The sequence below is a fragment of the Mangrovimonas sp. sgz306409 genome (assembly GCF_059735265.1).
In genome coordinates this window covers 675050-698540 of the sequence record NZ_JCAPEU010000001.1, presented here as the reverse complement: position 1 = coordinate 698540, position 23491 = coordinate 675050, and the positions used below count along the sequence as shown (strand labels likewise).

General features: G+C 39.2%; 22 protein-coding genes and 1 pseudogene. 8 read left to right on the top strand and 15 right to left on the bottom strand.

Features of this window, described 5'->3' with window-relative positions; genetic code table 11:
* Positions 1 to 9 precede the first annotated feature (9 nt).
* Positions 10 to 144: a FeoB-associated Cys-rich membrane protein gene (locus AC6I5C_RS03120; RefSeq protein ID WP_497903898.1), complete on the top strand. Its 135-nt coding sequence runs from the start codon at positions 10 to 12 to the stop codon at positions 142 to 144.
* On the opposite strand, the pseudogene feoB reads toward AC6I5C_RS03120, so the two are convergent.
* The 3 genes and pseudogenes from feoB to AC6I5C_RS03105 form a co-directional block, all read right to left on the bottom strand.
* A pseudogene (gene feoB / locus AC6I5C_RS03115) lies at positions 145 to 2334 on the bottom strand (ferrous iron transport protein B).
* 2 nt (positions 2335 to 2336) lie between these two features.
* Positions 2337 to 3362, bottom strand: a complete 1026-nt coding sequence (locus AC6I5C_RS03110) for a metal-dependent transcriptional regulator (RefSeq protein ID WP_497903897.1) — start codon at positions 3360 to 3362, stop codon at positions 2337 to 2339.
* A gap of 3 nt (positions 3363 to 3365) precedes the next feature.
* Positions 3366 to 4019 carry a metal-dependent transcriptional regulator gene (locus AC6I5C_RS03105; protein ID WP_053976423.1) on the bottom strand — a complete coding sequence of 218 codons (654 nt, stop codon included), beginning with the start codon at positions 4017 to 4019 and terminating at the stop codon, positions 3366 to 3368.
* Positions 4020 to 4113: 94 nt separating this feature from the next.
* Here AC6I5C_RS03105 and AC6I5C_RS03100 point away from each other — a divergent pair, with 94 nt between their 5' ends.
* Entirely contained in the window at positions 4114 to 6366 is a 2253-nt protein-coding gene (locus AC6I5C_RS03100) for a TonB-dependent receptor (protein ID WP_497903896.1), read from the top strand.
* Between the two features lie 11 nt (positions 6367 to 6377).
* Here AC6I5C_RS03100 and AC6I5C_RS03095 read toward each other — a convergent pair whose 3' ends face one another.
* The 3 genes from AC6I5C_RS03095 to AC6I5C_RS03085 form a co-directional block, all read right to left on the bottom strand.
* Complete coding sequence (locus tag AC6I5C_RS03095) at positions 6378 to 8504, bottom strand: energy transducer TonB (RefSeq protein ID WP_497903895.1); 2127 nt, start codon at positions 8502 to 8504, stop codon at positions 6378 to 6380.
* 11 nt (positions 8505 to 8515) lie between these two features.
* Entirely contained in the window at positions 8516 to 9058 is a 543-nt protein-coding gene (locus tag AC6I5C_RS03090; RefSeq protein WP_497903894.1) for an RNA polymerase sigma factor, read from the bottom strand.
* A 97-nt stretch (positions 9059 to 9155) separates the two neighbouring features.
* Complete coding sequence (locus AC6I5C_RS03085) at positions 9156 to 9926, bottom strand: molecular chaperone DjiA (RefSeq protein ID WP_053977080.1); 771 nt, start codon at positions 9924 to 9926, stop codon at positions 9156 to 9158.
* Between the two features lie 121 nt (positions 9927 to 10047).
* Between AC6I5C_RS03085 and AC6I5C_RS03080 the strand changes: the two genes are divergently transcribed.
* From AC6I5C_RS03080 to AC6I5C_RS03060, 5 genes are all read left to right on the top strand, one after another.
* Positions 10048 to 10455 (top strand): hypothetical protein, encoded by a 408-nt coding sequence (locus tag AC6I5C_RS03080; protein ID WP_497903893.1) that lies wholly within the window; start codon positions 10048 to 10050, stop codon positions 10453 to 10455.
* Positions 10456 to 10541: 86 nt separating this feature from the next.
* A complete protein-coding gene (locus AC6I5C_RS03075; protein ID WP_053977081.1) occupies positions 10542 to 10952 on the top strand; it encodes a BrxA/BrxB family bacilliredoxin in 411 nt (136 codons plus the stop codon).
* Between the two features lie 91 nt (positions 10953 to 11043).
* A complete protein-coding gene (locus AC6I5C_RS03070) occupies positions 11044 to 11778 on the top strand; it encodes a lysophospholipid acyltransferase family protein (protein WP_497903892.1) in 735 nt (244 codons plus the stop codon).
* Positions 11779 to 11803: 25 nt separating this feature from the next.
* Entirely contained in the window at positions 11804 to 12793 is a 990-nt protein-coding gene (locus AC6I5C_RS03065) for an acyl-ACP desaturase (RefSeq protein ID WP_497903891.1), read from the top strand.
* A 66-nt stretch (positions 12794 to 12859) separates the two neighbouring features.
* Positions 12860 to 13513: an HD domain-containing protein gene (locus AC6I5C_RS03060; protein WP_497903890.1), complete on the top strand. Its 654-nt coding sequence runs from the start codon at positions 12860 to 12862 to the stop codon at positions 13511 to 13513.
* Between the two features lie 2 nt (positions 13514 to 13515).
* On the opposite strand, the gene AC6I5C_RS03055 is transcribed toward AC6I5C_RS03060, so the two are convergent.
* Positions 13516 to 14388 carry an AraC family transcriptional regulator gene (locus AC6I5C_RS03055; protein ID WP_497903889.1) on the bottom strand — a complete coding sequence of 291 codons (873 nt, stop codon included), beginning with the start codon at positions 14386 to 14388 and terminating at the stop codon, positions 13516 to 13518.
* 207 nt (positions 14389 to 14595) lie between these two features.
* Between AC6I5C_RS03055 and AC6I5C_RS03050 the strand changes: the two genes are divergently transcribed.
* Entirely contained in the window at positions 14596 to 15204 is a 609-nt protein-coding gene (locus AC6I5C_RS03050; RefSeq protein WP_076662556.1) for a hypothetical protein, read from the top strand.
* A gap of 80 nt (positions 15205 to 15284) precedes the next feature.
* Here the strand turns inward: AC6I5C_RS03050 and AC6I5C_RS03045 are convergent, their stop codons facing one another.
* From AC6I5C_RS03045 to AC6I5C_RS03010, 8 genes are all read right to left on the bottom strand, one after another.
* Complete coding sequence (locus AC6I5C_RS03045; RefSeq protein ID WP_497903888.1) at positions 15285 to 16358, bottom strand: PA0069 family radical SAM protein; 1074 nt, start codon at positions 16356 to 16358, stop codon at positions 15285 to 15287.
* Positions 16359 to 16483: 125 nt separating this feature from the next.
* Complete coding sequence (locus AC6I5C_RS03040) at positions 16484 to 17266, bottom strand: enoyl-CoA hydratase/isomerase family protein (RefSeq protein WP_497903887.1); 783 nt, start codon at positions 17264 to 17266, stop codon at positions 16484 to 16486.
* A gap of 55 nt (positions 17267 to 17321) precedes the next feature.
* Positions 17322 to 18776: a sensor histidine kinase gene (locus AC6I5C_RS03035; RefSeq protein ID WP_497903886.1), complete on the bottom strand. Its 1455-nt coding sequence runs from the start codon at positions 18774 to 18776 to the stop codon at positions 17322 to 17324.
* 54 nt (positions 18777 to 18830) lie between these two features.
* On the bottom strand, positions 18831 to 19379 hold the full coding sequence (locus AC6I5C_RS03030) for a CopD family protein (RefSeq protein WP_053976435.1): 549 nt from the start codon (positions 19377 to 19379) through the stop codon (positions 18831 to 18833).
* 9 nt (positions 19380 to 19388) lie between these two features.
* A complete protein-coding gene (locus AC6I5C_RS03025) occupies positions 19389 to 20738 on the bottom strand; it encodes an MATE family efflux transporter (RefSeq protein WP_497903885.1) in 1350 nt (449 codons plus the stop codon).
* On the bottom strand, positions 20738 to 21772 hold the full coding sequence (gene hemH, locus AC6I5C_RS03020; protein ID WP_497903884.1) for a ferrochelatase: 1035 nt from the start codon (positions 21770 to 21772) through the stop codon (positions 20738 to 20740). The genes AC6I5C_RS03025 and hemH overlap by 1 nt, the downstream gene beginning before the upstream one ends.
* Positions 21773 to 21801: 29 nt before the next feature.
* Complete coding sequence (locus AC6I5C_RS03015) at positions 21802 to 22398, bottom strand: hypothetical protein (RefSeq protein WP_497903883.1); 597 nt, start codon at positions 22396 to 22398, stop codon at positions 21802 to 21804.
* Between the two features lie 2 nt (positions 22399 to 22400).
* The gene (locus tag AC6I5C_RS03010) at positions 22401 to 23321 is read right to left on the bottom strand and encodes a helix-turn-helix transcriptional regulator (protein WP_076662563.1); all 921 of its coding nucleotides are present in this window, start codon (positions 23319 to 23321) and stop codon (positions 22401 to 22403) included.
* Positions 23322 to 23491 lie beyond the last annotated feature (170 nt).

Genomic DNA, 23491 nt, shown 5'->3' with positions numbered 1-23491 from the left:
TAAACAACCATGAATACCATCATTCAAAACATATTAGTAATTACCGCTTTGGTTTTGGCGGTTGCCTTCTTAGCCAAGAAGTTCCTTTTACCTAAAAAAGCACCTACTAAAAGTTGTGGTAAAGATGATTGTGGATGTCATTAACTAAAATAGTCGCCAAACCTGTGCTACCAAAAAGGTCACTACAAACCCCATAATTAAAGGCATCAAGGTGGCCACTGCCGTCCACTTCACACTTTTAGTTTCCCTATAAATAGTATAAATAGTCGTGCTACAGGGATTGTGTAACAAACTGAATAACATCAAATTTACGGCCGTCAATAAGGTCCAACCTCCTGCCTTTAAAATTTCCCCAGTAGCATTGGCCGAGTCCAGTTCAAACATGACACCAGCACCTTCACCTCCGGACATTCCAGTTACCAAAACCGTCAACATTAAAACCGTAGGGATGACAATTTCATTGGCTGGAATCGCCACAATATAAGCTACCAAAATCACCCCGTTCAAACCAATCAACCATCCAAAACCGTCCAAGGAATGTATCATCCAATAGGCAATACTATGATCCCCAATCATAATATTGGAAATCAACCAAATTACCGCACCTGCCGGAGCAGCAAACACTATAGCACGCCACAATACGATCAAGGTTCTATCAATTAAAGACGTATATAGGGTTTTCCAAAATCGAGGTGGTCTGTAGGGAGGCAATTCCAAATTAAAGGTAGACACCTGCCCTTTTAAGACTGTTTTGGACAATAACCAAGAACTGGTAAACATAAAAGCCATTCCCAATACCGCAATCCCAATTACAGAAAGAACCGCTGCAGTACCCGACAAGGCTTTAGGCACCACCGCCCCCACAAAAATAGTAGCAATTAAAATCTGTGTAGGCCAGCGCCCATTACACAGGGAAAAGTTGTTGGTGATAATCGCAATCAATCGTTCACGTGGACTATCTATAATTCTTGTAGCTACAACTCCGGCCGCATTACAGCCAAATCCCATACTCATCGTCAAGGCCTGCTTGCCATGCGCTCCTGCTTTTTTAAAGAGATTATCCAAATTAAAGGCCACCCTTGGCAAATACCCAAAATCTTCCAACAACGTAAACAAGGGAAAGAAAATCGCCATAGGCGGCAACATAACCGCAATAACCCAAGCCAAGGCCAAATACACCCCATCAATTAAAAAACCGCTTAGCCACCATGGAAAATGCAAATTGGCAGCCCCACTTTTCAAGGCAGGACGAATGGTATCCAACAACAATTCTGCCAATAATCCTGATGGATAATTAGCCCCAATGATGGTCAGCCAAAGCACCACCCCCAACACCAAAAACATGATTGGAAACCCCCATTTTCTACTGGTCACAATCCTGTCTATAGTCACATCTACGGCGTTACGCCCCTTTCTGCTATCGGTGGTCACCGTAGCCTCCACAATTTCCGAGGCATCGGCATAAATACTTTCGGTAATATGGTCGTGAAAATCACCACCCATTTTCCAACGCAAATCGTTGGACAGTTCTATAATATCTTCTACGCTATCTTTCATCAATTATTGAAATTCAAATTCGCCTTCACGTAAGGCCTCAATGATTCTTTGGTCACCGTCCAACAACCTAAAAGCAATCCAACGACTGTTGGGAACATTCGGAAACCGTTGTTTGATTTGATCACTCAATTTTTTAACAGCATCATTGATATGCTTAGGGACATTGGTAATACGATGTGGCTTACAGGCAATCTTCCCTGTGGCCACTTGTGAAATCACATCAATCAATTCTGGAATTCCTTTGTTGAATCTGGCACTAGCTGCCACCACGGGAACTCCCAAACGTTTGGCCAAAGCCCTTTCATTCACTTCTACATGGTTGCGTTTGGCCTCATCCATGAGGTTCAGGCACAAAACCGCCTTATCCGTAATTTCAAGAATCTGCAACACCAAATTAAGGTTGCGCTCCAAACGTCCTGCATCTACCACAATCACCGTTACGTCAGGCTTTCCAAAAAGGATAAAATTCCTAGCGACTTCCTCATCCTCTGAAGTAGACAACAAAGAATAGGTTCCAGGCAGATCCACCAACTTATAGGTTTTGTCATTATATCCAAAAGCGCCTTCTGCCCTCGTGACCGTTTTACCCGGCCAATTCCCCGTATGCTGACGCAAACCTGTTAAGGCATTAAACACGGTACTCTTTCCCGTATTGGGATTCCCTGCCAAAGCCACCACATAATCGGTATTTTCGACATTAACTCCCAACTTTTTCAAACCATCTGGATTGTATTGTGGACATACTTCACAAGCACTCGATACTACATTCTTTTCCATCCTTACATCTTTTTAATTAGAATTTTGGCCGCCTGATCATCCCTTAAAGCAATGGTTGTGCCCTTCACTAAATAGGCCTTTGGGTTCTGCAGCGGACTCACCAAATCTATCTGTATTGTAGTACCCTTTACAAACCCCAAATCCAACAAACGCCTTCTACTATCCCCTCTACATTCTTTTGAAATTCCCAAGATCTCAGCTTTTTCCCCAGTTCCTAAAGCAGATAGCCTTACAGCCAATTCCTCAAGCTCTTCCTGGGTTTCAAACACTTCTATGGTTAAATTACGTGCCACTTCCGGCGCCAAAATAAACTCTTCCCCTTCTGCATAAAACAACACACGCCTATTAGTATTTTCTACCACACGGATGACAGAACCAATATGAATATTCTCGGCTAATATTTGTCGGTAATACACCTCTGGCTCATCCTCAATATGAACAATTTTACCAACGGTATCCACAGGCAAATCATTTAAATGTGCTCCATCAATATCTGCATATTCCCCAGAATGTGAAGGGATAGGATCCCCATGTGGATCGTAAATTGGATTTCCCAATTCCGTAGCCAAAACATTGGTTTCCTCATGACTCAATTGGTGCTCCATCTTTTCGGCTCTGGCATGCCATTCAGTTTTATCAAACCCCGTCTTCTCGGCCAAATATTTTTCCCAAAGACGGTGCACTCTCACAATCTTAAGGGCATAGTCCCGACCTAAAGCCGTCAGCCTAATTTCTCCTAGACTTGGCTCATCCACCAATCCATTTTCAGCCATTGTGGCAATGACACTTTCCAAAGTACTATCGTTATATTGCAAACTATTAACAACCTCCTTCCTTAAAATATGCTCTCCTTGGTTTTCCAAGGTATAAAGCTGTTTTAAAACATCTTCAGTAATGACCTTTTGGTTCGTTTTCACACTGTTGGCAACCAACCAAAACCATCCCTTAGTTGGCCTAAAAAGCACATATGCCAAGACCAACACTCCTAAAAACACTAACAGATTAAATAATGGCCCGCTTATATTCATACTCTATTTTTTTACAAACAGATTATTGGAAACCACTTTGGAAATACTTAATGGTTTTTGATGCACTTCCAAAATCATGGACTCATCAAAAGACTCTTTAGACAGCACCTTCAATTCGGTGCCCAAGGCAATTTTATGTTTATCCAAGTATTTCAAAAATTCACTGGAAGAATCTTTTACTCCCACACACATACAAGACTCGGCCTCGTCAATTTGCGACAACAACACCTTGTCTGTTTTTTGTATTTGTCCATTTTTATCGGGAATAGGATCACCATGAGGATCATGGGTTGGAAACTCCAAAAAGGCATCCAATTGATTGATCAATTTTTCGGATTTAATATGCTCCAATTGCTCCGCCACCTCATGCACCTCGTCCCAAGAAAAGCTGAGATGCTCCACCAAGAACACTTCCCAAAGCCTATGCTTTCTCACTACAGAAGCGGCTATTTTATTACCAGCAGAAGTCAGTTTAGCGCCTTGGTAACGCTTGTATATAACCAAATCCTTTTCCGCCAGTTTCTTAATCATATCCGTCACCGACGAAGCTTTGGTTTGCATCTGTTCGGCAATGGCATTGGTACTGACAGAAATAGTTCCAAACTTCCCTAAATGATAAATAGCTTTTAAATAATTCTCCTCTGCAAGGCTTAACATGTTATTAATTTTTGACAAAGATAAGGATTTTGTCCATATAAATTAATTTTTAGACTTATCTAAATTTATGTTTACCTTTGCATAAATTAACAACATGAGACTCTCAATCATCCTTTTATATCTTATCACTATAACGGCAACCGCCCAGCAGACCTATAACATCAACGGCGTGATTACTTCCAACGGAGTCCAATTACCCTTTGCCAACATTTATCTAAAAAATACTTCAAAAGGAACCACCAGCAATGACAACGGGACTTACCAATTGAACAATATCCCTTCCGGGACCTATACAATGGTTATTTCCTTTACCGGATATAAAACCCAACAAAGACAAATTGAAATAAAAGACAAGGACCTTCATCTTTCATTTGAATTGGAAGAATCCGAATCATTGGACGAAATAGTAATTACCGGCACCCTAAAACCTGTCAACCGATTGGAGAGTCCCGTACCTGTTGAAGTCTATTCCTCCACTTTTCTCAAGAAAAACCCAACTCCAAACATCTTTGAAGCCTTACAAAATGTAAATGGTGTACGACCTCAACTCAATTGCAATGTTTGCAATACCGGAGATATTCACATTAATGGCCTGGAAGGCCCTTACACTTTGGTGCTTATCGACGGGATGCCTATTGTAAGTGGTTTATCTACCGTGTATGGCCTATCCGGAATTCCAAATTCCTTGATTGAACAGGTTGAAATCATTAAAGGCCCCGCTTCATCCCTTTACGGAAGTGAAGCGGTTGGCGGACTTATCAATATTATCACCAAGCATCCCAGTTCAGCCTCAAGCATTGCCACCGATGGTTTTGTAACCAGTTGGGGAGAGTCTAATTTGGATTTGGGATTGAAATTAAATCTCGGCAAAAAGATATCGCTACTCACTGGAGTGAACTATTACAATTACAGTAACCCCATTGATAACAACCACGATAATTTTACCGATGTTACTCTACAAGATCGGATTTCTGTGTTTCAAAAATGGCATTTTAAAAGCAATAGCAATAAACAATTGTCTATTGCAGGACGTTTTTTTTATGAAGACCGTTGGGGTGGTGAAATGCAATGGAATAAAAGTTACCGAGGAGGCGATGAAGTCTACGGAGAAAGCATCTATACCACGCGTTTTGAACTTTTAGGCAATTACCAATTGCCGACCACCCAATTGCTCAACCTACAGTTTTCCTATGCCGATCACGATCAAAATTCAGTGTATGGGAACTCGCCCTACCTAGCACAGCAACGCATAGGATTTACTCAATTGGTTTGGGACAAACCACTCAAAAAACACAACTTATTATTTGGTATAGCGGCCCGTTATAATTTTTACAACGACAACACGCCCGCCACCACTAAAGCAGACGAAGTGCTGATTCCTTCTGTATTTGCCCAAGATGAAATTCAAATAACAACAAAACAAAAACTATTGTTGGGCCTACGCTACGATTATGACCATCGACACGGCTCCATTATTACACCTAGAATTGCTTACAAATTCAATCCTACAGACACCGACATCCTTCGCTTAAATGCAGGCACAGGCTTTAGGGTAGTCAATTTATTTACTGAGGAACACGCAGCCCTTACAGGGTCTCGAGAGGTCATTATTGAAGAAACCCTCAAACCCGAACGCTCCTTCAATATCAATTTGAATTATCTCAAAAAACTCTACACCAATAACGGTATGATGTTCACTTTCGACACCTCCATTTGGTACACTTATTTTACCAATGCCATTATACCAGATTACGACAGTAATCCCAATCAGATTATTTATAAAAACCTAGACGTCTATGCGACTTCAAAAGGAATTAGCATAAATATAGACGCCACTTTTGCCAGTGGCGTAAAAGCCCTTTTAGGAGCCACCTTTCAAGATGTTTCCCAGCAGCGAGATGGTCAAAAAATCGAACAAATCCTAACCGAAAAATTCTCAGGCACCTGGGCGCTTACCTACAAAAATTACCCAACCAATCTCAGTTTGGATTATACTGGAAACCTCTATGGCCCCATGCGGCTTCCATTATTGGGAGACCTGGACCCGAGAAGCGCATACTCTCCCGTATGGAGCATTCAAAACATTCAACTTACCTATGACGGGTTAACTAATTTTGAATTTTATACCGGTATTAAAAACCTTCTCAATTGGACCCCAAACAAAGGCAATCCGTTTATTATCGCTAGAGCCCATGATCCGTTTGATGAAAACGTAGCATTTGATAATGACGGAAATGTTGTCCCAACTGCAGACAACCCATACGCCCTAACATTTGACCCCTCCTATGTTTTCGCACCTAATCAGGGAAGACGCTTCTTTATTGGCATTAGATTTCATGTGAAATAAAACCAATACGATTAAAATGCCATAGAAATATCCTCAAAATAGGCTTTAAGTTCTGTAATACTCACCTCTTTAAAGTCCAATATAATATTGTTCATTTCAGAGGTATTGGTTTCTATCGCATCAAAATAAAGTTTCCCTCCGTCTCGTTTAATCGCCACAATAGTAATATCCTCGTTTTTGGACACGGTACCAAAGTCAATTTCATCATTCGCTTTCCAACCTGGCAACACCGAATTATAATCCTTAAAAACCATATTGACATTGGCACCTTCAGAATTTTTGATTTTAAGTTTAAATTTGACTTTTGCACCTCGACTCTTTACAAACCTATCGCAATTGATCCAACCCAAATTAGCAGTCCTCAACACATAATAACTCACATCTTTAGAAGTCACTTTATCATCTGTACTATCGTCAACTCTCTTTTCAAACACTTCGGCACTTACCTTATCCCCGCCAATATACCCAATGACTTTGGGCACTAATTCCATTTCTACAGTTTGTGATGGCACCTCCGAACTATCCAAAGGAATCCTAATAACATGCCCTCCTCGCGTAATGGAATCATTCTCAAGAATCTTAAATCTGCTTCCCTGCATTTCAAACAATGGTTTTCTCAACATAACTTTTCTGGTACTTGCCCAACCAAACTCACGAATCAATTTCTCCTCTTCACATCTTCGCCATTCTTTCACAAAAGCAGAATCCACCACAAAATCCTTATCCCTCATGATCTCCCTGATCTTCTCGGTAACCCCTCTTACTTGCGTATAAATGGTATCCGCAGGAAACGCACCTCTGCGTAACATCTCGGTAGTCACCAATGCTGTATCCCTAACCCCAAATCCTTCAACCTGTTCATTTTCTACACTAAATAATATTGGAAACGAATAGGGTACCGCAACCGCCTTTCCTCTTTGCTTGCCTGGGATCATTTTAGGCAAAAGCCCAATTACCCTGTTGGCTTCTTCCTCCAATACTGGATGGGCAGCACTAGATTGAATAAACTGCAGCTCTCCAGACTTGCTAATTTTAAATATGCTCATGATTCGTTGTCTCCCAGAAACTCCAAGACCAGCAACAATATCAGTGTTAAAATACCTTTGAACATGTTTATTTATTGCCGCATTAAAACATTCCCGACGCAACTGCTCATCACCCTTATTTTCACAACCAGGGAAGATGGGCGCCTGTTCTATTACCGCAAATGGCACTTCAATATCAACTTCCTCTACTTCTTCAACAGATACCATTTCCTCTATTACAGGCTGAACTTCCCAATTGATATAACCACCTTGCACTTCCCCAGCAAACAATTGCATGCCATCCTTTTGACCCTTTTTAGGAAACCCTATTTCTATGGCAACTCCATTTTTTAACTCTAGAGCTTTCCCCTTTTGAGAAGCTTCCAGATGTAGCATGCCTCCTGTTTCTAACTGCTCATCATGACTACGAGTGGTTAAATTTGCCAAGAGCATATCTGCTAACTCATAATATTCCGACACTTTTAAATTGACATTTCCATTGACTTTACGTCCTGAATTTTTATAAACAAATGAATTGGCTTTGATCCGCAACCTTGTGCCTTCCCTGCAAACTATCACCGTATCTTTAGCCGTATTCACGACTATGATTTCAGCCTCTTTCAAAATTGGCTTATACGTTTGCTTTGAGGTTTTAGCGAATGTCTGAACCTGCACAGAATCTTTCACCAAACCTATATTGGAAGCTTTTTCCACTTGGATGGAATCCAAAGCAATTACAACTTGCTCTTTAGGATATTCTTCCCCAGTAATTGGATCAATGATGGACTTTGTTGTACTCGACTTGGGAATTTCTTCTCCCTCACCAGACTTTGATAATACTACAAACAAGACTGCAGAAACAATTGCTACAAATACCGAAACCGCAACAACCTTAAGCCCTTTACCTAGCTTATAGGCTTGGTACCCCTTAGCCATTTCGGCCTTTAAAGCCACACGATCCATACCACCCAGCATCACCAAATGCGCTTGGTACAAACTATTAAAATCCCCATCGTATTGCAATCGCTCTTCAAAGCTAACCAACGCTTCACTAGACAACAATCCGTTTACATATTGGTCGATTAATTCTATGTTATTTATATAGTTTTCCATGAGGTTTTGAATTAGGATTGAACAGATTGAAAGGTGTTTTGAAAAATGTCTTTGGCCCTGGCCAAACATTTATACTTTTGGTTTTTCGCAATTTTTTCTGATTTAAATTGCATCACTTTGGCAATATCCCTAAAGGACATTTTTTTGTGATAAAACATAAGCAACAATTGCTGACATCGTTCTCCTAATTCAGAAAAAGCACGCTCTGCAAAGCGGTACTTTTTTTCCTCCTGAACTTGATTGGAAATATCTTCTAAATTCTCATTAAGATCACTTTTAGAAAGTTTGTTGAGATTGTTTTGGGTATCACTCCAAATATACCTTGACACGGCATATAGATAGGTGTAAATTGAAGAAGTAAGTTGAAAATTGGGCTTTTGGAGATTGCGGTACAGCACAATCAAAGCCTCTTGGAATACGTCCTTGGCATCTTGCTTTTTCCCACCTTTAGAAAGTATCATTCTTTCAATTTTTGGGTACAGCTTATACAGTTGCCTGAACGCCTTTTCTCGATGACCAGATTTGAAAAGTGCCACTATTTTTTGATCGCTCATAAATTGTCTTTATTACTTTATGGTCATTTTCAAAAAAGGTCTCCTATAGTTTTAAAATTATTTTTTTATTGAACACTGTCTAATCTACCGACTCCACTTAAAATCCCTTCTCCTTTTGAAGTTGTTCATAGGCTTCCTGAACCTGTCGAAACTTCTCTTCTGCGCCCTTTCGATGCTCTTCACCTAGGTGAATCACTCTATCTGGATGGTACTTTTTCGCCATTTTGCGATACGCAGCCTTAATCTCTTCTACTGAAGCCGACTGCTCAATTTCCAAGATTTTATAGGCATTATCGGTGCTATTATAGAACATAGCCTTGATGCTTTCAAAGTCTCGGGCACTAATACCCAAATACCCCGAAATGGTATAGATTTGCGTGACTTCAGCTTCGGTAACATGCCCATCGGCCTTGGCGATTCCGAAGAGAAAATGCAACAGTTGCAAACGTGATGGATGATCCATCATTCTATAAATCTGCCCGCAGACCTGTCGTGTAGAAATATTCTGTTTGCTAATGCCTTTAAAAAGTTTGAAGGCATGGTTGGCACGCTCTTTTCCATACATATTGGCAAACTGCTGGCGCACAAAATCCAATTCACGTTGGTCTTGTTTGCCATCAGCCTTGATGACTACGGAGGCCAACACCAGCAAACTCACTTCAAAATCCCCCGATTGCGTTTGTGGCCTTGTATGTGTTTCTGTTGAATATTGAGGCCTTTTGCGGCCCTTGCCCTCTCCCAATAAGGTATCTCTATTTTCATTAACCGCAGCATCCACCATACTACCAAGTGCCAAACCAATAATAGCTCCTATTGGTCCACCAATAGACCACCCTAGGGAAGCCCCAATCCATTTTGAAAAACTCATCTGTTTCGTTTTGAATTCCAAAGATACTATTTTGCAATTTTTCATTGATGTATTTTACTTTGGAATACGCAACCTTTAGACATTTTCATCATCTATAAATCACAACACACAGCCACGCTTTATGAAAACCCAACTTTTAATTGCACTCCTATTCTTCAGTAGTTTATATTCCTGTTGCAATTCGGACGATGACAATGCCAACACCAACACTTTAGAGGGCTCTTGGAACCTAGTGAGAGTTACCGGTGGCTTTGCAGGTGTAGATGACGAATTTGAACCGGGCCGCATTATTTGGGATTTCAATACATCCAACACCACCATAACTGTTACCAACAACAATACAGAGAACACTATTTATGACGGACTATCAACCGGTACATACAACTACAGCCTAAGCACCACAGAAGATGGACAGTATATTACCATTGAAAACATGCTGAATGGACAACTCAACATCTCCGGTAACCAAATGACTCTAGATGACAATGTTGCCGCCGATGGCTTTCTCCTCACCTTTAACAAAGATTAACACGAACATATATTTGCCAAGCCTTTTTTGCCCTATTTTTGATTAACTTTGCATCGAATGAATTTTTAACAAAAAAACTTAAACATATGTATCCAGCAGAATTAGTAAAACCAATGCGCGAAGATTTAACCAAAGTTGGTTTTGAAGAACTACACACCGTAGAAGCTGTAGACGCTGCAATTGCAAAAGAAGGAACCACACTTGTGGTAGTAAATTCTGTATGCGGATGTGCCGCAGCCAATGCAAGACCTGGAGCAAGACAAAGTTTGCAAAATGCAAAACGCCCAGACCACTTGGTAACTGTTTTTGCAGGTGTAGATAAAGAAGCAACGGACAAAGCCCGTTCATATATGATTCCTTTTCCTCCAAGCTCCCCTTCTATGGCGCTATTTAAAAATGGAGAATTGGTACACATGCTAGAGCGTCACCACATTGAAGGACGTCCGGCCGAAATGATTGCCGAAAACCTTGTGGACGCCTACAACGAGTTTTGCTAAACAACTTTTTCCAAATATTGCAAACCACGCTTTTTGCGTGGTTTTTTTATGTGTAATTTTGGACCTTAATTTAAAACCTATTAGCTACTAAATGAAAATCCTAGCATACCCTCTAACGGTTCTTTACTTTATTGCCTTTGGATTGACACTCTTGATATTCCACCCCATCCTATGGATCAGTCACCGTGTTTTTGGTTACCACACCCTTGAAAAAACCGTCAACATCCTTCAATTTTGTTTGTTACGCTGTTTGAACATTCTTGGCACCCGCTTTACCTATAACAACCCTCACAATATCGATACTGATGCTCCCGTTATCATTGTGGCCAACCATCAGAGCATGTATGATATTTCGCCAATAATGTGGTTTATGAGAAAACATCACCCTAAGTTTATAAGTAAGATTGAATTGGGAAAAGGCATTCCTAGTGTCTCTTACAATTTACGACACGGAGGTTCAGCATTGATTGATCGTAAAAACCCTAGACAGTCCATTAAAGCCATTAGTGACTTTTCAAAATTCATCAACGAAACTAACTATGCTGCGGTTATTTTCCCAGAAGGTACACGCAGTAAAAATGGGCATCCAAAGCCTTTTCAAAGACGTGGATTACAAACTTTGATCAAAAATATTCCAACAGCTACGGTAGTGCCGTTAACCATAAATAACTCCTGGAAGACTTTACGTTACGGTAAATTCCCGATGGGATTGGGGGCAAATATTACCTTGACGGTGCATAAGCCTCTTAAAATCGCTACCTTTGCAAATACCGATGAGCTGATTGATAGCGTAGAACACACAATTACCTCAAACGTTCAACCTTAACACCAAACAATTAATACATATTATTATGTCTTTAAAAAATGTACGATTGGAAGTCATGAAGTTTTTGGAAAAAGACGTTGATTCCTTGATAGATAAGTACCTTCTCCCTATAGAAACCATCTGGCAACCAACAGACTTTTTGCCAGATTCGGAATCCGACACCTTTTTCTCTGAAATTGAAGAAATCCGTGAGTTGTCCAAAGAACTTCCTTATGATTTTTGGGTAGTTTTAGTAGGCGATATGATTACTGAAGAAGCCTTGCCAACATACGAATCCTGGTTAATGGACGTAGAAGGAGTAGATCAAGTAGGCCGTAATGGCTGGGGAAAATGGGTGCGACATTGGACAGCCGAAGAAAACCGCCACGGAGATGTGCTTAACAAATACCTTTACCTTTCTGGTCGCGTAAACATGAAAGAAATTGAAAAAACCACGCAATACTTAATTGCCGATGGTTTTGACATTGGAACCGATAGAGATCCTTACAAGAACTTCTTGTATACCAGTTTCCAGGAATTGGCCACTTACATTTCGCATAACCGCGTAGCGAAGATTGCCAAAGACAAAGGGAACAAGCAATTGGCCAAAATGTGTAAAATTATTTCTGGAGACGAAATGCGCCACCACCACGCTTACTGTGATTTTGTGGATCGTATTTTTAAAGTGGATCCTAGTCAAATGATGATGGCCTTTCAATACATGATGAAGAAAAAAATTACCATGCCAGCACATTTCCTAAGAGAATCTGGAGATAAAATTTCTACGGCTTTTGAAGAATTTTCGAATACAGCACAACGTATAGGGGTTTACACCTCTGCAGATTATGTAGAAATACTGGAAAAGCTTATAAAACGTTGGGAAATTGACAAGATTACTAATCTTAATGACGAGGCAGAAAAAGCAAGAGATTATTTAATGAAGCTACCTGCAAGGTTAACGCGTTTATCAGAGCGTATGAGAGTTCCAGAAAACTCATACCAATTTAAATGGGTAGAGCCAGCTGCATTGAAATAATAAACCAATCTAACTCTATATAAATTCCTTTTAGTTTTCTAAAAGGAATTTTTAGTTTTACAGCATATGAATACAGAACAGATTATTGCCAATACCAAAACCTTTGTCCAAGAACAACTTTCCAAAGCCGAAGGCGGACACGATTGGTTTCATATTTTAAGAGTTTACAACAATGCCGTGCATATAGGCAAAACCGAAAATGTCGATTTGTTCACAGTACAGTTGGGCGCTTTGCTGCACGATATTGCAGACAGTAAGTTCCATGACGGTGATGAAACCTTAGGACCAAAAGTTGCCAGAGAATTTCTGTTCAATCAAAATGTAGATTCTGTTATAATTGAGCATGTCGTCAATATCATTTCCCATATTTCCTTTAAAGGCGGCAATGAAGCACAGGTATTCAAGTCTCCTGAATTGGATGTTGTACAAGATGCCGACAGACTAGATGCCATTGGCGCTATTGGGATCGCTCGATGCTTTAATTATGGAGGTTTCAAAAACCGTAAACTGTATGACCCTGAAATTCAACCCAACCTCAACATGAGTAAGGAAGAGTACAAAGCTTCCAAAGCGCCTTCCATCAATCATTTTTATGAAAAGTTATTACTCCTAAAAGATCGCATGAATACCCAAACAGGCAAGCAAATTGCGGAGCAACGCCATGCCTTTATGGAGCAATACCTTCAGCAATTCTATGCAGAATGGGATGGTGAAAAGTAAGTCTAATATTGAATAAGGTGCTTGATTTCGGCACGGTATTTTGAGGCACTTTTACCAGTTATCTCCTTAAAGGTTTTGTTGAAATGTGAGAAGTTGTTGAAACCACTTTCAAAACAGATATCGGCAATACTAAGTTGACTTTCGTTCAATAATTTTGTTGCGTGCACAACTCGGTATTCATTTACCAATCTGGTAAAAGTCTTTCCCGTTGCCTTTTTTAAATACCTACAGAAGGCAGGTACCGTCATACTCACTCTATCGGCGATATCCTCCAAGGGAATAGGCGCCATAAAATGGTTATTGATGTATTTAAAAATAATATTGAGCTTGTCACTATCTTTAGGCTCCGTTTCAAAAGCAAACCCATCTACGTTTAATAAGGTATAGTCTTTAGACAGCCCTAAATCGTTTAAGATCTCCAAAAGTTTCATTATTCTATTGAAACCTTCATATTCAATCAAGCTTTCAATTTTCGGCCCCACAATCTTTTTAGTATCCGGTTTAAACAGAATGCCACTTTTGGCACGTTCCAACAATTGATTAATGGCAGCCATTTCTGGTTTCTGAAAAAACAAATCTCCCAAAAAATCGGGCATAAAATGAATAATAGTTTCAGAACCCTTACTGGTTAAACGATCGGTAAAGCCATAATGAGGCAGATTGGAACCCAACAAAATCAATTGACTGTTGTTAAAATAGGATAGGTGATTGCCAATATGACGTTTTCCTCTTCCTTGATTTACATACACCAATTCAATTTCTGGATGAAAATGCCACTTCCCATTATTATTGGTCGCGGCTTCAGTATGTTGGCTAACAAGTATAGAGTTACCAAAACTAGGGCTTACCTTCTCATATGTAGGCTTAATTTTCATTGGAACAGCAATTTAAATACAAAATTAATATTAATGGAAACCTAACGTATATGCCATTTTAACTATTATCTATGCTAAATTAACTTAATAATTTCTTAACACACGCATTAATGTTAATTAAACATATAAATTGGAAAAAATTGATGTTTTTCTCCCCTGAAATTGCGCCTACTTTTGGAATATCAAATAACTTAAAAAATATGTGTCATGAAAAGAGCAATTAAAAACAGTATCCTTATGGTAGCATTAATTGCAGCCATGAGCGGTTATGCGAACACAAACATTTCTTCCTTAGAAATGAAGGCAGCAAAAAAAACAATGTTGACTTTGGAAGATGTAAAACAGGGACAAAAATTAATGATCAGAGATTTAAGCGGATTGGTACTTTATAAAGAAACCATTACTAGCTCTGGAACTTATACCAACTTGTTCGACCTTACAGAACTTCCAAACGGGAATTATTTCTTTGAAATAGACAAGGACGTAGCCATTGAGATCATTCCATTTAAAGTACAATCCCACGAAGTGGAATTCAACAAACAAAAAGAGACCAAATTCTACAAGCCTATTTTTAGAGTAGAAGGCAACAAAATCATGTTCTCTAAATTAGATTTGGAATTAACTCCTGTTGAAGTAGACATTTACTATGACGATTCTTACGACCACGATGACGAGTTTGAATCTATTCACTCTGAAACCATTAAAAACGAAAAAGTGGTAGAGCGTATTTACAAATTGGATAAAAGCAGAAAAGGGGATTATAGAATTGTTGTGACTACTGAAGGTAGAGAATTTACACATTCCATGAAAATATAACCCATTTTACAAGTTTGATTATTAGATAATGTTAGAATGTTAGTTAGTAAGGGAGCAGCTTTAGGGCTGCTCTTTTCGTTTTAAAACAATTTTAATTGCCCATCCTTATATTGCTCGTGAAGATCATGATTTAAACCAGGCATCTTTTTATCCTTGAAGTATTTATTTCGAGCCAACTTAATCAAGTCATTTATTTGTTCCGCAATTTTCCCTTCACCTCTCATTCGCGTACCGTATCGACTATCATTAAGAGAACCACCATGACAATCTTCAATTTGATGCAATACTTTATCAGCCCTATCTGGCATGGTTTTCTTAATCCAATCGGTAAAAATTTCCCCAATAGCACCGTTTAATCGTACAATGGTATGCCCTATAGATAAAGCTCCAGCATCTGCCGCCACTTTGGCCAAAGGCAGTATTTCGTGACTATTAATCGATGGAATAATTGGAGCGATCATCACATTAACAGGAACACCATGCTCACTCAATACTTTTACTGTCTCTAATCGCTTCTTAATAGTGGTCGTCCTTGGTTCCAAAATACGTCTTGTCTCTTCCGAAAGGGAAGTAATGGAAATATTTACTGCTACCAGATTATCTTTGGCTAATTCCTGCAGAATATCCAGATCTCGCAATATCAAAGCATTTTTGGTAATAATGCCCACTGGATGCTTATATTTTAAGAAAACCTCCAGACATCTCCTTGTAATTTCAAATTGCTGTTCAGCAGGCTGATAACAATCTGTATTGCCAGACAACACAATGGTATGGGTCTTCCAACTTTTCTTTTTTATGAAGGCTTCCAATAATTTAGGAGCTTCCTTTTTAACCAAAATCTGTCGCTCGAAATCCAACCCTGCACTATAGCCCCAATATTCGTGACTGTTACGTGCATAACAATAAATACATCCATGCTCGCAGCCTTGGTACATATTCAAGGAATAGCCCATGCCTACATCTGGGCTATCCACCTTGTTGACAATGGTTTTAGGGGACACCTCCAAATATCTTGTTTTATTTGGATCCACGGGCTCTCCCTCCTGGGCACAATACTCCAAAAAATCATCACGAAGTTCATGGCTTAGCTCAAAAAAGCGATTGGACACATTTACTTGCGCCCCTCTTCCTTTGATGATAGCCTTTGAATCCATAAGTAATAATTTACCTAGTTATAAAAACAAGTGTTTTAAATTTACGAAGATTGCCTCTCTAAAACTGTTAAATAAAAAATGGGTTTTCAACAAACCCATTTTCTATAACTTATTTAATATCAATTTTATTTTCCAGGAAACTCGGCCTTACGTTTTTCTAAAAACGCCGTAGTACCTTCCTTGAAATCTTCCGTTCCGAAAGCCTCACCAAATTTCTGAATTTCCTGCTCAAAGCCATTCACGCCATCTTCATAATTAGCATTAACGGCGGCAATGGATGCACCAATAGCCACAGAAGAATTCTTCATAATTTTTGCTGCAAGACTTTCAGCTAAATCCATCAATTCTTCCTGAGCCGTTACATGATTCACCAATCCATAGGACAAGGCAGTTTGCGCATCGATCATTCCTGCAGTCATGATCATTTCCATAGCACGTCCTTTCCCCACCAATTGTGGCAATCTTTGGGTTCCACCATATCCTGGAATTACTCCCAAAGACACCTCCGGCAATCCCATTTTAGCATTGCTACTGGCAATTCTAAAGTGTGCCGCCATGGCCAGCTCCAATCCGCCACCAAGTGCAAAACCATTCACTGCGGCAATAACCGGAGTGGATAAATTTGCCACAAAATCGAACAATAACTCATGTCCTTTAGCCGCCAATTCCTTTCCCTGAATTACACTGAAATCAGCAAATTCGCTAATATCGGCTCCAGCTACAAAGGCTTTTTCTCCTGAGCCCGTAACGATAATAACCTTAACTCCATTGTCTTCATCTGCTTCCTTAAAAGCATGGTGTAGTTCTTGTATGGTAGCTTTGTTTAAAGCATTCAACTTATTTGGTCGGTTTATGGTAATAGTGGCAATGCCATTATTTACTTCAGAAATAATATTATCGTAATTCATCGTAAAGAAGATTAAAAAGGCCCAATATTTAAAAACTCTAACAGGCCTAGAGAGGTTATACTTTAGGGAAAATCACCTTAAAAACGGTCCCTTTTCCTTTTTCAGAGGTAAAGGTAATACTTCCATTATAAGTTTCCACAATATTTTTTACCATGGCAAGCCCAAGTCCCATACCGCTTGACTTTGTAGTAAACTTAGGTTCGAAGATTTTTTGCTTGTTTGCCTCAGTGATACCCTGACCATTATCGGCCACCGTAATAATCACATTCGAATGATCGTCCAAAACAGCCACTACAATCTTCTTTTCCTCCTGTTCATCTGGGATGGCCTGAATACCATTTTTCACCAAATTGGTAATCACCCTGATGAGTTGGGTCCTATCAAACTTAGCCATGATTTCTTCCTTTTCGGAAGTAAACATGATATAATCCTCGCTAAAGATATCCAAACCAAGTTTGACGATTTTCACCACATTAAGCGTTTCCTTTTCCTGTGCCGGCATTTTGGCAAAGTTTGAAAATGCAGAAGCAATGGAACTCATGGTATCGATTTGCTGAATCAAGGTTTTGGAATATTCATTCACCTTTTTATAGATGTCAGGATCCTGTGGATCGAACTTTCTTTGAAAATTCTGAACGGTCAAACGCATAGGTGTTAACGGGTTTTTAATCTCATGCGCCACCTGTTTTGCCATTTCTCTCCAAGCCTGCTCACGCTCGCTAGTAGCCAACTTTACAGCACTCTCCTCCAATTGGTCAATCATAGTATTATATGAATGTACCAAGGTCACTATCTCTTCACTCGAAGACTCTATATCAATTTTCTTATTGCGTTTTTCAAGTCGGGTTTCGTTAATCTTGTCACTAATGGTCTTGAGTGATTTCGTAATGTATTTTGACAACAAATAAGCCAAGGCCACTGCAATCAACATCATGAAAATATAGGCATAAGCCAAACGCTCCAGAAAGTCGTACAGCTCTTTATCCATAAACTTGTCGTCTTCCATATATGGCAAATTCAGGATACCTAAGGGCTTAAATTTCTGGTCTGTAATATAAGTATAGGAAGACTGGATAATCTTTCCGTTTTCCACGTATTTTGTCACATGCCGGTGTTCGGCTGTATTGGCCAAGGTGTTTAAAATTTCAGCATTGATACATTTGGCAATAGTATCGTTGGAAATACTCTGACGTGAACTTTTAAGCAAACCTCCTTCCAAATCATACAAGTTTACCTGCAGCTTGTGAATAGCTGCAATTTCATAAATCTTGTCCTTAAAAATTTTGGGAATATTTTCGGTTGTAACAGGATAGGTAGTTTCCTTGATGGTGAAATCAATACTACTTTTAATGTTCTCCTCCTTTTTATCCAAGCGATCCCTATGGTAGTCCAACGCCTCTTCGTTGTATTGGTAAACGGTAACCGCCACAATAAGAATGGAAGCAATCAACACCAATAAAATCATGGCCAAGAAAATGCGGACGCGAAGGGAAAGCTTTTTTAATTTCATTTGAAATTTTCTAGTGCGATAAATATAACAATAATCACACCAAAACAGATTTGTTTACGCGTTTGGATTTTTAGCCCTGATGTTCTTGTAGATTTTGTAGCCCAACATGATCAAGATGCCCAACACCACAATGCCAACAACTCCAAAAATCCAATTCATGGCATTTTTTAGGATTACCAAAAACACCACCGCAAACAAAATAAAGGTAGCTCCTTCATTCCATAAACGCATGTAGCTGGATGTTTTTTTCACCTCATCGCGTTGCAACTGTTTGAAATATTGATGAGTTTTTAAGTGATAGATAATCAATAATACAACGAAAGCCAATTTCACATGCATCCACCCCTGCTGTAACCAACTTGGCATTAAAACAATCAACCAAATTGCGAATACCGTTGCCAAAATAGCCGAAGGCCAAGTAATGATATTCCAAAGTCGTTTGGCCATAAGCTTCAATTGTTCTCCCAAAATTTCCTTATCTGGCGAGGGTTTATGGAAAGCCTCTATTTGATACACAAACAATCTCGGGATATAGAACAACCCTGCAAACCAAGTAATCACGAAAATAAGGTGCAGCGCCTTGATATAATTGTAGTATTCCATAACAGCTATTTAAGTTTCACTAATGAGTGTTTTTTTGACTTCTATATGTAGAAAATAAGCAGTCACAATGGTTGCCAAAACATCCGAAATTGGAAAGGACATCCATACCCCAAGTTCGCCAAAAAATTTAGGCAATATTAAAATAAGGGGAATAAAAAAGAAGCCTTGCCTCGTCAATGTCAATAGCAAGGCTGGTGTTGCTTTACCAATGGCCTGAAAATAGGCTGCCCCAATTAATTGAATGGCAATAATTGGTGTAGCGGCAAATACCCAGCGCATATCGCTTGGCGTTTCTTTGAGTACCTCAGCATCATCTGTAAACAATCTGGTAATCGCCTCAGGAAATACCATCAAAGCAATAAATATAATCGTCGCCAACAGAATGGCATATTTAATGGCGGTATTGATTGTTTCTCTAACCCTATCAAATTGGGATGCTCCATAATTAAAACCTGCAATGGGCAGAAACCCTTGGGTAATTCCAAACACTGGGAACAGGGCAAACATGAGCATCCTCCCAACAATGGCATAAGCTGTAACCGAAACTTCCCCTCCTAGGTTATATAGAATATTGTTCATAAACAGATAGGTGATACTTACCACAGCCTGTCTAGCCAAAGTAACGAAGCCCAAAGACCCTATTTCGGATACAATTTTTGAATTCAAGCCAAAATGGGACAACCCTATCTTTAGCTCGGAATTTTTGGACATAAAAAACCAAATAATGAATACAAAACAAAGCATGTAAGAGCCCGTGGTAGCCCAAGCTGCACCTTCCATGCCCAAATCCATTAGGTTGATAAAAATATAGTCAAAAATCAAATTTCCAACCGAAGGGATCATCATGGCATACATGGCGAATTTTGGCTTTCCTTCTGCCCTAATCACCGTATTCCCCATCATGCACAAGGCCAAAAACGGCACTCCATACAGCACGATGATATAGTACACTTTGGCGGGATCAAAAATGGCTCCCTTCCCACCAAAAGCTGGAATAATGCCATCCACAAATGTCAGCCCTAAGATAACGAGCGTAACAGTAAACAATAAGGTAAGCGTAATTTGATTTCCGAATGTTTTCAGTGCCTTTTCATGATCGTTGGCACCAAGAGCTCGAGAAATAATGGACGAACCGCCTACACCAATACTCATTCCCAAAGCAGCAATGAAGAAGGATACCGGCAATACCACATTAATGGCAGCAATTGCCGTTGGCCCAATCCAATTCCCTACAAAAATGGTATCTACAAGAATGTTCAAGGACATTACCAAAATACCAATAGACGCAGGAACCGCCTGTTTAATTAATAGTTTCCCAATAGGCTGTGAACCTAATTCTTGGGCAGAAATTTTTGCCATTACGCCTTAACCGTTTCTGATGTTAGCCAATCATTCATCCATTTAGACAACAAGTCAATCCACTCTTTGTCATCATTCAAACAAGGTACGGTTGTAAAATGCTCACCCCCCATTTCTTCAAAAATCTCCTTTCCTTCCATGGCAATTTCTTCCAAAGTCTCCAAGCAATCACTCACAAAGGCAGGCGTTACAATGGCCATACTTTTTAATCCTTTTTTACCTAATGCCTCAATAGTTCTATCGGTATAAGGCAATAACCAAGGATCAAAACCTAGTCTTGATTGAAACGAAGTAGAATAGGTTCCTTCGGCCAACTGTAATTTTTCAGCAACCAATCGCGTCACTTCCAAACATTGGTGTCTGTAGCAAAATTCATGGGCTTTGGAAGGTGTAGCGCAACAGCTTCCATCAATTTTACAATGAGATTTGGTAACATCTCTTTTTCTAATGTGGCGCTCAGGAACCCCATGATATGAGAACAATAAATGCTCAAATGGTTTTCCTTCCAAATGTCTTGCCACACTATTGGAAAGCACTTCAATATAATCAGGACGGTTGTAGAAAGCCTTTAAATCGGAGAATTTCAAATTCGGGAAGTGCTCTTTTCTTATCTCTTCTGCCAATACTAAAATTGTTTCCGTAGTTGCCATGGCAAATTGCGGATATAATGGCACAATAAATACTTCTTCCACTCCTTGATCCACCAATTCCTGCAAGCCTTTTTTAATGGTCATGCTTCCATAACGCATGGCTAAAGCTACAGGAGCATCTACTTGCTTTTGGATTCCTGCCTTTACGCGTTCAGAAATCACAATTAACGGTGAACCTTCTTCCCACCAAATTTTACCATAAGCCTCTGCAGAAGCTTTAGGACGGGTATTTAAAATAATGCCCTTTACCAACAAGTTTCTTGCCCAAAGCGGAACGTCGATTACCCGCTCATCCATTAAAAATTCACCAAGATATTTTTTCACATCTTTTGGGTCTGGACTGTCTGGCGACCCTAAATTAACAAGTAAAATTCCCTTTTTCATAAATCCTATAAAGCCGTTATTAACCTATTTTAGTTTTGTTTTGTCAATTCATTTCTCACTTCCGCAGGAATGATTCCATTCACAACCGTTGCCATATTTGGATCGTTGGCCAAAAATTTCCAACCACCAAAGTCAACATTGTTAACAGCGTAAATATTACTTTCCACATGAATTATCAAAGAAGCAGTTTCCGCATCTTCCTTCACATTGCCCTCTCCAAACTGCTCTTCTATCGTAGGCGCCATAAAATCCATGAAGGTCTGTTTTTCTTCCAAGGTCTTATCTGCTGCGGAAAGAAATGTCATTCTCATATCGTTGGAATAATCAATAAGACTGTATTGACTATCCCGAAGCGTAATAATTTTTGAAATATTGGTGATTTCCGTACTCAAAAACTCGATTTTCATCTGTTCATTCTGCAGCATCTGATCCATTCCCGCTTTCATCTGCTCTTTGGAAATGGTTTCAAATACTTTAGGATGCATGTAACCAATCACCCCATCGGAATTATTAGCTTCCACATAATCAAAGTACTTCAGCAACTCAACTTTTACACCTTCTGTATCCGATTGCGCCTGAGCAATGATACTTATAAAAAATATGGCTATTCGCAATAAGTGTTTCATGTTCATAATATTGATTGTATGTATTTTTTGGGGGTTGTTCCATATTTCTTTTTAAAGGCTGAAATAAAATGACTCGCTGTACTGTAACCTACCCTTAAACCAACTTCATTGACATTATGGTTTCCCGATTCCAACAATTTTCTGGCCACCTCCATTTTATAATCAAACAGAAAGCTATAGACAGAATCTCCATAAATCTCTTTAAAGCCTTCCTTTAATTTCTTTAAACTCAACTGAATTTCCTCTGAAAGTTCCTGTAAGGTTGGCGGTTCGGTCATTCGGGAAATGATGATATCCTTAGCCTTTCTAATTTTGATGACATTGGATTCGTCTACCAAAAATGGGCATTGCTCCACATTGGCATCTTCACTTCGGTTAAAATACAAGCTCAAAAGCTCATAAGCCTTCCCTTTAAAGTAGAGATTTTTAATGGAATTATTAAGATTGAAATTAATCAACTGGGTAAGCACAATGGCCATTGACGGTGTAATCTTCCCGTCATCATAGTACTTCTTATCCTTATTGTCTTCACTCAAAAACGTAATATAATCCGCCTCCTGCGAAAACAATCCATGAAATTTTTTAATAGAAATAATCACCGAAACCAACCAAGATTGTGGTTGACAATCCATATGAAGAGGCAAATCCTGTTGTGGATTATAGAGTAGCAATGAATTTTCATCTTCAATATTCAAAGCATAACGACCATTATTGAAAATAAACTTACAAATGCCCTTTAAACAAAAGTGAAATTGAATAAAACTACTATCAATTTCCCTTTCAAGAGTCACCACTTTATCGGTTTCGTTTTGGTAGGTCAGCACATAAAAATCCTTTTCTATCTCTACTTCATTAAAAGAATCTATGGCCGTATTTAAAGAACCTATGGCGATATTTTTTTCTGCATCAAAACTCGAATCCATCTCAAAACTATTTAGACCTGTTCTAAACAAACTTCGTCAAACACGTTGTTTCAACTGCAAAAGTATGATATTATTTACATTAATTCGAAAAACAAGCCAAAAAAACCACCAGCGATACTTATTGTTCCTTTAGCGTTATTTTTTTAATTTGCATAAATATATTTTTGTTC